This window comes from Pseudomonas sp. UV AK001 (assembly GCF_046097675.1).
Taxonomy (GTDB): domain Bacteria; phylum Pseudomonadota; class Gammaproteobacteria; order Pseudomonadales; family Pseudomonadaceae; genus Aquipseudomonas; species Aquipseudomonas kribbensis.
In genome coordinates this window covers 382,196-395,197 of sequence record NZ_JBJUVZ010000003.1, presented here as the reverse complement: position 1 = coordinate 395,197, position 13,002 = coordinate 382,196, and the positions used below count along the sequence as shown (strand labels likewise).

Sequence of the window (13,002 nt, the reverse complement as noted above, 5' to 3'; positions counted from 1 at the left end):
CTTTGATCCGCTTCAGCTTTTTTCTTCGCCCCGAGCTGTAGCGATTTCGCTACACACCCCACCCTCAAAGCCCATCGACAAAATATCAACTCATTGATTTATAACGATATTTTTACGTTGGCCGCGTTCTTGCTAAGTAACCGTTCATAAAATCAGGGCATTACCGCCCAAGTAATCCACCGCGTCCACCAGACGAGTCTGGCCCCTAGGAGATTCCATGAGCGAGTTGCGTTTTACTGAAGATCACGAATGGCTGCGCGCCGAAGCCGATGGTTCTGTCACCGTTGGCATCACCGCTTTCGCGCAGAACGCTTTGGGCGACGTGGTGTTCGTGCAACTGCCTGAACTGCAGGCTTACGAGAAAGGCGCTGAAGCCGCCACCGTGGAATCGGTCAAGGCCGCGAGCGGCGTTTACATGCCACTGGATGGTGAAGTGCTGGCAGTGAACCCCGCGCTGGAGGATGCCCCTGAACTGGTCAACGAAGATCCGCTGGGCGAAGGCTGGTTTTTCCGCTTCAAGCCAGCCGACGCTTCCGCCGTCGCCAAGCTGCTGGATCAGGACGCCTACGACCGTCTGATCAAAGCCCAAGCCGAAGCCTGAGGAACCTGACATGACCCAAGTAAATCTCGGCACCGCCAACGAATTCATCGCCCGTCACATCGGCCCGCGCGCCGGTGACGAGCAGGCCATGCTCAACAGCCTCGGCTTCGACTCGCTCGAAGCCCTGAGCGCCAGCGTCATCCCGGAAAGCATCAAGGGCACCAGCGTGCTCGGTCTGGACGACGGCCTGAGCGAAGCCGATGCCCTGGCAATGATCAAAGGCATCGCCGGCAAGAACCAGCTGTTCAAGACCTACATCGGCCAGGGCTACTACAATTGCCACACGCCGTCGCCGATCCTGCGCAACCTGCTGGAAAACCCGGCCTGGTACACCGCTTACACCCCGTACCAGCCGGAAATTTCCCAGGGCCGTCTCGAAGCGCTGCTGAACTTCCAGACCCTGATCAGCGACCTCACCGGCCTGCCGATCGCCAACGCTTCCCTGCTCGACGAAGCCACCGCCGCTGCCGAAGCCATGACCTTCTGCAAACGTCTGAGCAAGAACAAGGGCAGCCACCAGTTCTTCGCCTCGATCCACAGCCACCCGCAAACCCTCGACGTGCTGCGCACCCGTGCCGAGCCGCTGGGCATTGAAGTGGTGGTCGGCGACGAGCGTGAACTGACTGACGTGACGCCGTTCTTCGGCGCGCTGCTGCAATACCCGGCGAGCAACGGTGATGTGTTCGACTACCGCGAACTGACCGAGCGCTTCCACGCCGCCAACGCACTGGTGGCCGTGGCCGCCGACCTGCTGGCCCTGACCCTGCTGACCCCGCCGGGAGAATTCGGCGCGGACGTGGCCATCGGCAGCGCCCAGCGTTTCGGCGTTCCGCTGGGCTTCGGTGGCCCGCACGCGGCTTACTTCTCCACCAAAGATGCGTTCAAGCGCGACATGCCGGGCCGTCTGGTCGGCGTCTCGGTTGACCGCTTCGGCAAGCCGGCCCTGCGTCTGGCGATGCAGACCCGCGAGCAACACATCCGCCGCGAGAAAGCCACGTCGAACATCTGCACCGCGCAAGTGCTGCTGGCCAACATCGCCAGCATGTACGCCGTGTACCACGGTCCGAAAGGTCTGACCCGGATTGCCAACCGCGTGCATCACCTGACCGCGATCCTGGCCAAGGGCCTGAGCGCACTGGGCGTGACCGTCGAGCAAACCAGCTTCTTCGACACCCTGACCCTGGCCACCGGCGCGCAAACTGCCGCGCTGCATGACAAGGCTCGTGCCCAACAGATCAACCTGCGTGTGATCGATGCCCAGCGTCTGGGCCTGTCGGTCGACGAAACCACCACCCAGGCCGATATCGAAACCCTGTGGGGCCTGTTCGCCGACGGCAAGGCTTTGCCTGATTTCGCCGCCCTCGCCGCTGCCGTGCAAAGCACGATTCCAGCCGCGCTGGTACGTCAGTCGCCAATCCTCAGCCACCCGGTGTTCAACCGTTATCACTCGGAAACCGAGCTGATGCGCTACCTGCGCAAACTGGCGGACAAGGACCTGGCACTGGATCGCACCATGATCCCGCTGGGCTCGTGCACCATGAAGCTCAACGCTGCCAGCGAAATGATCCCGGTGACCTGGGCCGAGTTCGGCGCCCTGCACCCGTTCGCCCCGGCCGAGCAAAGTGCCGGTTACCAGCAACTGACCGACGAACTGGAAGCGATGCTCTGCGCCGCCACCGGTTACGACGCAATCTCGCTGCAACCGAACGCCGGTTCCCAGGGTGAATACGCAGGTCTGCTGGCGATCCGTGCCTACCACCAGAGCCGTGGCGAAGACCGTCGCGACATCTGCCTGATCCCGTCGTCCGCCCACGGCACCAACCCGGCCACCGCCAACATGGCCGGCATGCGTGTGGTCGTGACCGCCTGCGACGCCCGTGGCAACGTGGACATCGAAGACCTGCGCGCCAAGGCCATCGAGCACCGCGAACACCTCGCCGCGCTGATGATCACCTACCCGTCGACCCACGGCGTGTTCGAAGAAGGCATCCGCGAAATCTGCGGCATCATTCATGACAACGGCGGCCAGGTGTACATCGACGGCGCCAACATGAACGCGATGGTCGGCCTCTGCGCCCCGGGCAAGTTCGGCGGCGACGTCTCGCACCTGAACCTGCACAAGACCTTCTGCATTCCGCACGGCGGTGGCGGCCCGGGCGTCGGCCCGATCGGCGTGAAATCGCACCTGACTCCGTTCCTGCCGGGCCACGGCCACATGGAACGCAAGGAAGGCGCGGTCTGCGCGGCGCCGTTCGGCAGCGCGAGCATTCTGCCGATCACCTGGATGTACATTCGCATGATGGGTGGCGCAGGTCTGAAGCGCGCTTCGCAGCTGGCGATCCTCAATGCCAACTACATTTCCCGTCGCCTGGAAGAGCACTATCCAGTGCTGTACACCGGCAGCAATGGTCTGGTGGCGCACGAGTGCATTCTGGATCTGCGTCCGTTGAAAGACAGCAGCGGCATCAGCGTCGATGACGTCGCCAAGCGCCTGATCGACTTCGGCTTCCACGCCCCAACCATGTCGTTCCCGGTGGCCGGCACGCTGATGATCGAGCCGACCGAAAGTGAATCCAAGGAAGAACTGGACCGCTTCTGTGACGCCATGATCCGCATCCGCGAAGAAATCCGCGCAGTGGAAAACGGCACCCTGGACAAGGACGACAACCCGCTGAAGAACGCTCCGCACACCGCCGCAGAGCTGGTCGGCGAGTGGACTCACCCATACAGCCGCGAACAAGCGGTGTACCCGGTGGCGTCGTTGATCGAAGGCAAGTACTGGCCGCCGGTCGGTCGTGTCGACAACGTGTTCGGCGACCGCAACCTGGTCTGCGCCTGCCCGTCGATCGAAAGCTACGCTTGACCTGTGAGGGGGCGGGGTCGCCCGCCCCTTTCATGCGTGCCTGATGTGCCTATAACAAGAAACCGGAGAACAACCATGTCGTTAAGCGTGTTCGACCTGTTCAAGATTGGCATCGGCCCCTCCAGTTCCCACACCGTCGGCCCGATGCGCGCAGCCGCGCGCTTCGTCGAAGGCCTGCGCCGGGAAAACCTGTTGTCGGCCACCACCAGCGTCAGGGTCGAGTTGTATGGATCCCTCGGCGCCACCGGCAAGGGTCACGGCAGCGACAAGGCTGTGCTACTGGGCCTGGAAGGTGAACACCCGGATACCGTGGATACTGAAACCGTCGCCGCACGTCTCACGCAGATTCGCGGCAGCGGGCGTTTGAACCTGCTCGGTGAACACAGCATCGCGTTCAACGAGAAAGAACACCTGGCAATGATCCGCAAGCCGTTGGCCTATCACCCCAACGGCATGATCTTCCGTGCCTTCGATGCGGCGGGATTGCAGATCCGCAGCCGCGAGTACTACTCGGTCGGCGGCGGTTTTGTGGTCGACGAAGATGCGGCCGGTGCCGACCGTATCGTCGAAGACGCCACACCGCTGACCTTCCCGTTCAAAAGTGCCAAGGACTTGCTCGGTCACTGCGCCACCTATGGTCTGTCGATCAGTCAGGTGATGTTGACCAACGAAAGTGCCTGGCGCCCGGAAGCGGAAACCCGCGCCGGCCTGCTGAAAATCTGGCAAGTGATGCAGGACTGCGTGGCTGCCGGCTGTCGCAACGAAGGCATTCTGCCGGGTGGCCTGAAGGTCAAACGGCGAGCGGCGGCACTGCACCGGCAACTGTGCAAGAACCCGGAATCGTCGCTGCGCGATCCGTTGTCGGTGCTGGACTGGGTCAACCTCTACGCCCTCGCCGTCAACGAAGAAAACGCCAACGGCGGGCGCGTGGTCACGGCACCGACCAACGGCGCGGCAGGGATCATTCCGGCCGTGTTGCATTACTACATGCGCTTCATTCCCGGTGCGAACGATGACGGCGTGGTGCGTTTTCTGCTGACCGCGGCGGCCATCGGCATTCTGTACAAGGAAAACGCCTCGATTTCCGGTGCCGAAGTCGGCTGTCAGGGCGAGGTCGGCGTGGCCTGTTCGATGGCGGCCGGTGCGTTGTGCGAAGTGCTCGGAGGCAGCGTTCAACAAGTGGAAAACGCCGCTGAAATCGGCATGGAACACAACCTCGGCCTGACCTGCGATCCGATTGGCGGGCTGGTGCAGGTGCCGTGCATCGAGCGCAACGCCATGGGCTCGGTCAAGGCGATCAACGCCGTGCGCATGGCCATGCGCGGCGACGGGCAGCACTTCGTCTCCCTCGACAAGGTCATCCGCACCATGCGCCAGACCGGCGCCGACATGAAAAGCAAATACAAGGAGACCGCCCGCGGCGGTCTGGCGGTCAACATTATCGAGTGTTAATTAGCCCCCTCTCCCGCCGGGAGAGGGTTGGTGTGAATCAAGGAGTCACGCATGTCCACCGAACAACTGTCGAAAACCCCGCTGCACGCTCTGCACATCGAACTCGGCGCCCGCATGGTGCCATTCGCCGGCTACGACATGCCCGTGCAATACCCGCTGGGCGTGATGAAAGAACACCAGCACACCCGTGAGCAGGCCGGGCTGTTCGATGTCTCGCACATGGGCCAGATCCGCCTGACCGGCGCCAATGCCGCCAAAGCCCTGGAAACCCTGGTGCCGGTGGACATCATCGACCTGCCGGTTGGCATGCAGCGCTACGCGATGTTCACCAACGAAACCGGTGGCATCCTCGATGACCTGATGGTCGCCAATCTCGGCAACGACGAACTGTTCCTGGTGGTCAACGCCGCGTGCAAGGATCAGGACCTGGCGCATCTGCAAAAACACATTGGCGATCAGTGCACCATTACCGAGCTGTTCGAAGCCCGCGCCCTGCTCGCGCTGCAAGGTCCGGCGGCCGTAACCGTACTGGCACGCCTGGCGCCGGAAGTGGCGAAGATGACTTTCATGCAGTTCGCCCGCGTGACGCTGCTGGGTGTGGATTGCTTCGTCAGCCGCTCGGGCTACACCGGTGAAGACGGTTTCGAAATCTCCGTACCGGCAGCCGATGCGGAAAAACTCGCCCGCGCCCTGCTGGCCGAACCGGAAGTCGCCGCCATTGGCCTCGGTGCCCGGGATTCGCTGCGTCTGGAAGCCGGTCTGTGCCTGTACGGCCACGACATGAACACCGACACCACACCAATCGAAGCCAGCCTGTTGTGGGCAATCTCCAAGCCACGCCGTGCCGATGGTGCGCGGGCCGGCGGCTTCCCGGGGGCAGAACAGGTTTTCGGCCAGCAGCAGAACGGTGTCGCACGCAAACGCGTCGGCCTGCTGCCGCAGGAGCGCACGCCGGTCCGGGAAGGTGCAGAGATCGTCAACGAAGCCGGCGAAATCATCGGCAGCGTGTGCAGCGGCGGTTTCGGCCCGACCCTGGGCGGGCCATTGGCGATGGGTTACCTCGACAGCGCTTATGTCGCACTGGACACGCCAGTCTGGGCCATCGTTCGTGGGAAAAAGGTGCAAATGCTTGTAAGCAAAATGCCATTCGTTCCACAACGCTACTATCGTGGTTGATTGACTGTTTCTATAAGTAACGCGATTGCGTTATGCGTGCACTAATGTGTAACGCAATCGCCATAAAACAGTGCACTTCCCTTACATTCGATTCGAATATGAACTTGGCTTATAACGTTCGAAAACAATTGAACAAGCTAATCGTATAAGCCCGACTAGTGGACTGACTAACAGCCGGCAAGCACAGGAAAACCGGGGCCTTCACGGGGCTTGTTTTTCCTCCTGTAGTTGGCGTAGAGTTTGTCCACTGTGTTTGCATGGGTCAGCTTGGAATCGTGACCTGGGCAGTAGCCTACAAGTTAGCTACATCCCGTTCGACGTCTTCTTACTCTCCTGCAACCAGCCCCAGTACTCTTTCATGAGGAAGAGACTGTCATCAATTTTTGCGTCAAAGGAAATAAGAAATGTCCACACGTCAGAGCGGTACCGTCAAGTGGTTTAACGACGAGAAAGGTTTTGGTTTTATCACTCCAGAAAGCGGTCCGGATCTGTTCGTGCATTTCCGCGCTATTCAGGGCAACGGCTTCAAGAGCCTGAAAGAAGGCCAGAAAGTGACCTTCGTTGCCGTGCAAGGCCAGAAAGGCATGCAGGCTGATGAAGTCATCGCTGAAGCCTGATTTTCTGTAACGAAAAAGCCCCTGATATTGATATCAGGGGCTTTTTTGTGCGCGCGAATCCGTAAAATGGCGCTTCACTTTCCGTCCAGAGGCTGCCATGTCGAAACACCTGCTCCTTCCCCAGGGCGACTTTCCTGCCGTCGGTCTCGGCCGTCGCCTGGCAGCGATGTTCTACGATTTTCTGCTGTGCACCGCCCTGCTGATCGTCACCGGCTTCATCTATAAGCTGATCCAGGCCGCAATCATCGGCGAAGAACGTCTGCGCGCAATGACCGACGCCGGCAAACTGGACGGCGACCCGCTGTATTCCACCGTGCTGCTGCTGGTGCTGTTCGGCTTCTTCGCCAAGTTCTGGACTCACGCCGGCCAGACTCTGGGCATGCAGGTCTGGGGCATCCGCGTACAGAACGCCGATGGCACCGCGATCAGCCTGTGGCAGGCGCTACTGCGGTTCATGGTGTCGATCGCGTCGTGGCTATGCCTCGGCGTGGGGTTCTTCTGGTCGCTGTTCGACAAGCGCAAGCGCGCCTGGCATGACATCTACTCGGACACGCAACTGGTGCGGATCCCGAAAAAAGCCAAATAATCCTGCAGATGCAAAAACGCCCCGATCAGATCGGGGCGTTTTTGTATGCGGCTCAAGGTCAGGCGTTGCCTGCCAGTTTCATCCGCGCAGCCTGAGTGAAGTCGAGCATGCGCTTGAGCGGGCGGATCGCCTGGGGAATCAGCGCCGGGTCGACGAAGATCTCGTTCGAGCCCTCCTTCAGGCACTTCAGCGTGCGCTCAAGGGTGTTCATCGCCATCCACGGGCAATGTGCGCAACTGCGGCACGCCGCACCGTTACCGGCCGTTGGTGCCTCGATGAAGACCTTGTCCGGGCACAGCTGCTGCATCTTGTAGAAGATGCCACGGTCAGTGGCCACGATCAGGGTCTTGTTCGGCAGCGATTGCGCGGCAGCGATCAACTGACTGGTGGAACCGACGGCATCCGCCAGCTCGATCACCGACGTCGGCGATTCCGGGTGCACCAGAATGGCCGCGTCCGGATACAGCGCCTTCATGTCTTCCAGCTGCTTGGACTTGAACTCTTCGTGAACGATGCAGGCACCGTCCCAGAGCAGCATGTCGGCGCCGGTCTGACGTTGAATGTAGGTGCCCAGGTGCTTGTCCGGACCCCAGATGATGGTCTCGCCGTTATCCATCAGGCTTTCGACGATCTCCAGCGCGCAACTCGATGTCACCACCCAGTCGGCCCGGGCTTTGACCGCGGCCGAGGTGTTGGCGTACACCACTACGGTGCGCTCGGGATGCTGATCGCAGAACGCCGAGAACTCATCCACCGGACAACCCAGATCCAGCGAGCAGGTCGCCTCCAGGGTCGGCATCAGTACGCGCTTTTCCGGATTGAGAATCTTCGCGGTTTCACCCATGAATTTCACGCCGGCGACCACCACGGTCTTGGCCGGGTGAGCGTTGCCGAAGCGGGCCATTTCCAGCGAGTCGGAAACGCAACCACCGGTTTCTTCGGCGAGAGCCTGAATGATCGGATCGCAATAAAAGTGGGCAACCAGCACCGCGTCCTGAGCCTTGAGCTCGGCGGCGATGGCGGAACGGTAATAAGCCTCTTCCTCGGCCGTCAGCGGCTTGGGCTGCTTGGCGTCGAGGTGGGCTTGTACCAGAAGGCGTTCGGAAATCTGCGTCATGTTCGCAAGACCTGCAGGCGCATTCGCGCGAAAGTCGAGTATACACCCGGCTCCGGACCGCTTGAGGGTACCGCCGGGAGAGTGAGTTTTATCAGGCACGGACAGCGTTGAAGCTGCGCAAGGCTACAGAATATCCCGATGATGCAAAAGATGATTCTGACCTGTGTCAGCGCAACAGGTGCCAAAAGGAGTGACGCCAAATCGCAGGCAAAAAAAAACCCGGAAATCCTCACTTTCGTGGGCCTTCCGGATTTTCTAAACCGCCAAATATGGTGGGTCGTGTGGGATTCGAACCTACGACCAATTGGTTAAAAGCCAACTGCTCTACCAACTGAGCTAACGACCCGCTGTGTGGTGGCGCGTATAATACTGATTTTTAAGGACTATTCAACACCTAATTTGAAAAAAATCAAAAATAAGGTGTCGGGTCGCTGATTCCGGCCGCTGCAAAGCCTTCCGCACGCAGTCGGCAGCTGTCGCATTTGCCGCAGGCACGGCCGTTATCGTCCGCCTGATAGCAGGAAACCGTCAGCCCGTAATCAACACCCAGCTTCACGCCAGTCTGAACGATCTGTGCCTTGCTCAGGTTCTGCAGCGGCGCCTGGATGCGGAAACCATTGCCTTCCACACCGGCCTTGGTCGCCAGGTTGGCCATACGCTCGAACGACTCGATGAACTCGGGACGGCAGTCCGGGTAACCGGAGTAATCCACCGCGTTGACGCCGATAAAGATGTCACGGGCGCCGAGTACTTCAGCCCAGCCCAATGCCAGCGACAGGAAGACCGTATTGCGCGCCGGCACGTAAGTGACCGGAATGCCCTCGCCCAGTTCTTCAGGGATATCGATGCTGGTGTCGGTCAGGGCCGAACCGCCCATGCCATTCAGGTTCAGGCCAATGACCTTGTGTTCGACCACGCCCAGATCGCGGGCAACGCGAGCAGCGGCGTGCAATTCAGCGTGGGAGCGTTGACCGTAATCGAAGCTCATGGTGTAGCAGGCATAGCCTTCAGCGCGAGCCATTGCCACCACGGTGGCCGAGTCCAGTCCACCCGATAGCAGGATTACCGCACGTTTTTCGTTGGTGTTCAGTTGTTCAGTCATCTCAGCGCCCCGGCTCATCATTCCATAGATATTTATGCAGCTGCAGTTGCAACCGCACTGGCAGGTTATCCGCCACCACCCAGTCCGCCAGATCCCTTGCGTTCAGGTCATGGTGACTTGGAGAAAACAGGACTTCGCCGGCACGCCGGTCAAGCCCGTACTGGATCAGTTTGGATACCGCCCAGTCATAGTCGTCCCGCGAGCAGATGACAAACTTCACCTGATCGTTGGGCGTCAGCAATTCGATGTTTTCGTAACGGTTGCGATGGGCTTCTTTCGAATCGGGCGTCTTCAGATCGACAACCCGACTGACCCGCGGATCAACCGCTGAAATGTCGAGGGCGCCGCTGGTTTCCAGCGAGACTTCGTAGCCGGCATCGCACAATTGCTTGAGCAAAGGGATGGCATTGGGCTGTGCCAGCGGCTCTCCGCCAGTGACACAAACGTAGCGCGGGCGAAACCCGGCCACCTGCTCGTGGATGTCGTCGAGTGTACGAATGGTGCCGCCGCTGAACGCGTAGGCACTGTCGCAGTATTGGCAACGCAACGGGCAACCGGTCAGGCGCACAAAAACAGTGGGCAGCCCGGCAGTCCGCGTTTCCCCCTGCAACGAGTAGAAAACTTCGGTGATTCTCAATGTGTCTTGCATAGTCGCCACGGGCGTAACAGCTAAACAGGCTGTCCGCCTCCGTCAGGCACTTCAGGTAACCCCGCCAACGCGTAGATCACCAGAAGCGTGTTTCATAAAAGGGCGTGAATTCTAACGAAAAAACCCGCGACAAGCGCGGGTTTCTTCCAAACGGGTCAAACACACTTACATGCGTTGCAGATCGCGTTGGGCCAACTGGGCAGCGGAGGTACCCGGATATTGGGACACCACTTGTTGCAGAATGCCTTTGACCTTGTCGGTGTGACCGAGGCGGCGCTCTACGTCAGCCAGCTTGTACAGCGAATCCGGCACTTTGGCATGCTTGGGATACAGCTGCGAAACCTTGGCAAAAGCCTGACCTGCACCTTGCAGATCGCCTTTGGCCAGGTTCACTTCACCCAACCAGTACTGGGCATTGCCCGCGTATTGGCTGTTCGGGTATTTACGCAGGAAAGCGGCGAAAGCCTGGCTGGCCTTGTCGAAATCCTTGGCCTTGATCAGGTCGAAGGCTGCATCGTAATACAGCTTTTCCTTGGCCGGATCAGCCGGTTCGCCACTCGCGGCAGGTGCCTGGGCAGCAGCCCCGGCTCCAGCAGCAGCTCCGGCAGCAGCACTTGCATCGCCACCGGCAGAAGAATTCTCGGGAGTCGCGGCAGGTGCAGCACCGGATCCTATGCGCCGATCAAGATCCTGGTATCGCTCCAGGGATTCCTGCTTCATGCGCGCAACCTGATTCTGCAGTTCTTCGATCACGCCCTGCTGGCGCGATATCTGATCCTGCATTTGTTGCAGTTGGTTGAACAGCATGCCTTGTGCCGAGGCAGGGGCCGAAGCCGCTCCCCCGGCATAGGCGCCGTTCGTACCGTAACCTGCAGGCGGATAACTGCTCCCGCTATTGTTATAACCGGAGTTGTCATCGACCACAGGAACCGCAGCCCACGCCGCAAGCGGCGCGAGGCTGAGAGCCAGAACAGTTACAGCACGACGGCACGTTCGCATATCGAATTACTTACGCAGTTCGACGCGACGGTTTTGAGCCCAGGACTGCTCGTCGTTGCCGGTAGCAACTGGACGCTCTTCGCCGTAGGAAACCAGTTCCAGCTGAGCTGGGGAAACACCTTGCAGTACCAGGTAGCGCTGAACGGCTTTCGCACGACGCTCGCCCAGTGCCATGTTGTACTCACGAGTACCACGTTCGTCGGTGTTGCCTTCCAGAACAACGCGAGCGCCGTTTGCTTTCAGGTCTTTGGCGTGAACGTCCAGAGCGCGCATGGCTTCTGGCTTCAGGTCCGAGCTGTCGTATTCGAAGTAGAAGGTGGTGATTGCGCGCAGAGCAGCTTCTTCGCTCAGGGAACCGTCAACTGCACCAGTGTTTGCGCCGTAACCAGCGTTTGGATCAACAGCGCCTTCACCGGCGTTGTCGCCGCCTTTGGACGAGCAACCTACAGCTACAGCCATGGCCAGAGCCAGCGCAGCAAATTTACCAAACTTCAGCATTTCCATCGTGAAACTCCTAATGAACCCCAGTGTGTTAAGTAAAACGTAAAGCGCCGCGTCAGTTCAGGTAAGGGGACCAGGACGGTTCTCTGACTTCGCCTTGAGCGGTAGGAAGCGGGAGCCTCACGCGTCCATTAATGGACACGAGCATCAAGACTCCCCGGCCCTGCTGGCGGGTGGCGTAGATTACCATGGTGCCGTTGGGCGCAACAGTAGGCGACTCGTCCAGAGTGCTATCAGTGAGGATTTTTACACTTCCGCGCTGCAAATCCTGAGCCGCTACTTTGAAATTGGTGAAACCGTCCTGACGATGGATCATCACCAGGGTCTTTTCATCAGCCGACAACTTCGGGTTGGCGTTGTAGTTGCCCACGAACGTCACGCGCTCGGCACCACCGCCATTGGCGCTGGTCTTGTAGATCTGCGGCTTGCCGCCACGGTCGGAAGTGAAGTAGATGGTCGAGCCATCCTTGCCCCAGTACGGTTCGGTGTTGATGCCAGGACCGGCAGTCACTCGGGTGATCTGGCGCGAACCGAGGTTCATCACGTAGATGTCCGGATTACCGTCTTTTGACAGCACGAACGCCAGGCGATTGCCATCCGGCGACCAGGCCGGAGCGCCGTTCAGGCCTTCAAAGTTTGTGATCTGCTCACGGCGACCGGTGTCGATGTTCTGCATGAAGATCCGCGGACGCTTCTGTTCGAACGACACATAGGCGATACGCTTGCCATCCGGTGCGAAACGCGGCGACAGGATAGGCTCGCGCGATTGCAGCAGGGTCACGGCACGGGCACCGTCGTAGTCCGAGCGCTGCAGCGTGTAGCGGGTGTTCTTCTCGGAGAAGCGCTCAGCTGTCACATACAACAGACGGGTCGAAAACGCGCCCTTGATACCGGTCAGTTTTTCGAACGACTGGTCAGAGATGTAGTGCGCCATGTCACGCAGCTGTTCAGTCGTACCGGAAACACTGCCATCCGCGACTTTCTGTTCGGTGGCGACGTTGAACAACGCCCACTGCACCTGCAGGCGGCCGCCCGCTGGCACGATGCTGCCGACCATCATGTACTGGGCGCCTACCGCCTTCCAGTCACGGAAGATGATTTCGCTCGGCTGGCTTGGCTGGCTGATCATATTCTGTTTTGGAATCGGCGAGTAATAACCCGAGTTCCGCAGGTCGTTGCCAATGATTTCAGCCATGTCATCCGGCAGGACGGCACCGCCCTGGAAACCGAACGGTACGACGGCGATCGGGGTCGCCCGATCGCTGCCGCTGGTGACCAGAATGTTCTTTTCATCCGCCATCGCGATCCCTGCCATGCAGCAGATCACGACCAGCATTCC

The 13,002-nt window shown here is 59.9% G+C and carries 12 protein-coding genes and 1 tRNA gene; 6 read left to right on the top strand and 7 right to left on the bottom strand.

Annotation, left to right across the window (positions count from 1 at the left end; genetic code table 11):
* Positions 1-217: 217 nt before the first annotated feature.
* The 6 genes from gcvH to ACKLNA_RS12720 all read left to right on the top strand — a co-directional run bounded on the left by gcvH (position 218) and on the right by ACKLNA_RS12720 (position 7,295).
* Positions 218-601 (top strand): glycine cleavage system protein GcvH, encoded by a 384-nt coding sequence (gene gcvH, locus ACKLNA_RS12745; protein ID WP_119427862.1) that lies wholly within the window; start codon positions 218-220, stop codon positions 599-601.
* A 10-nt stretch (positions 602-611) separates the two neighbouring features.
* Positions 612-3,464 (top strand): aminomethyl-transferring glycine dehydrogenase, encoded by a 2,853-nt coding sequence (gene gcvP / locus ACKLNA_RS12740; RefSeq protein WP_408986052.1) that lies wholly within the window; start codon positions 612-614, stop codon positions 3,462-3,464.
* 75 nt (positions 3,465-3,539) lie between these two features.
* Positions 3,540-4,916: an L-serine ammonia-lyase gene (locus ACKLNA_RS12735; protein ID WP_085730271.1), complete on the top strand. Its 1,377-nt coding sequence runs from the start codon at positions 3,540-3,542 to the stop codon at positions 4,914-4,916.
* Between the two features lie 51 nt (positions 4,917-4,967).
* Positions 4,968-6,092: a glycine cleavage system aminomethyltransferase GcvT gene (gcvT, locus tag ACKLNA_RS12730; RefSeq protein WP_248739187.1), complete on the top strand. Its 1,125-nt coding sequence runs from the start codon at positions 4,968-4,970 to the stop codon at positions 6,090-6,092.
* A gap of 404 nt (positions 6,093-6,496) precedes the next feature.
* Positions 6,497-6,709, top strand: coding sequence for a cold-shock protein (locus ACKLNA_RS12725; protein ID WP_007951194.1), 213 nt, complete (start codon positions 6,497-6,499; stop codon positions 6,707-6,709).
* A 97-nt stretch (positions 6,710-6,806) separates the two neighbouring features.
* Positions 6,807-7,295, top strand: coding sequence for an RDD family protein (locus ACKLNA_RS12720; protein WP_085730269.1), 489 nt, complete (start codon positions 6,807-6,809; stop codon positions 7,293-7,295).
* Between the two features lie 58 nt (positions 7,296-7,353).
* Here the strand turns inward: ACKLNA_RS12720 and nadA are convergent, their stop codons facing one another.
* From nadA to tolB, 7 genes are all read right to left on the bottom strand, one after another.
* Positions 7,354-8,412, bottom strand: coding sequence for a quinolinate synthase NadA (gene nadA / locus ACKLNA_RS12715; RefSeq protein ID WP_039766022.1), 1,059 nt, complete (start codon positions 8,410-8,412; stop codon positions 7,354-7,356).
* A 270-nt stretch (positions 8,413-8,682) separates the two neighbouring features.
* Positions 8,683-8,758: transfer RNA gene (locus tag ACKLNA_RS12710), tRNA-Lys, on the bottom strand.
* A 63-nt stretch (positions 8,759-8,821) separates the two neighbouring features.
* Positions 8,822-9,514 carry a 7-cyano-7-deazaguanine synthase QueC gene (queC, locus tag ACKLNA_RS12705; RefSeq protein WP_265813433.1) on the bottom strand — a complete coding sequence of 231 codons (693 nt, stop codon included), beginning with the start codon at positions 9,512-9,514 and terminating at the stop codon, positions 8,822-8,824.
* A gap of 1 nt (position 9,515) precedes the next feature.
* Positions 9,516-10,163 (bottom strand): 7-carboxy-7-deazaguanine synthase QueE, encoded by a 648-nt coding sequence (queE, locus tag ACKLNA_RS12700; protein ID WP_408986051.1) that lies wholly within the window; start codon positions 10,161-10,163, stop codon positions 9,516-9,518.
* 165 nt (positions 10,164-10,328) lie between these two features.
* Positions 10,329-11,162: a tol-pal system protein YbgF gene (ybgF, locus tag ACKLNA_RS12695; RefSeq protein WP_114885069.1), complete on the bottom strand. Its 834-nt coding sequence runs from the start codon at positions 11,160-11,162 to the stop codon at positions 10,329-10,331.
* Between the two features lie 6 nt (positions 11,163-11,168).
* The gene (gene pal, locus ACKLNA_RS12690) at positions 11,169-11,666 is read right to left on the bottom strand and encodes a peptidoglycan-associated lipoprotein Pal (RefSeq protein ID WP_003178634.1); all 498 of its coding nucleotides are present in this window, start codon (positions 11,664-11,666) and stop codon (positions 11,169-11,171) included.
* 52 nt (positions 11,667-11,718) lie between these two features.
* The gene (tolB, locus tag ACKLNA_RS12685; protein WP_408986127.1) at positions 11,719-12,999 is read right to left on the bottom strand and encodes a Tol-Pal system beta propeller repeat protein TolB; all 1,281 of its coding nucleotides are present in this window, start codon (positions 12,997-12,999) and stop codon (positions 11,719-11,721) included.
* Positions 13,000-13,002 lie beyond the last annotated feature (3 nt).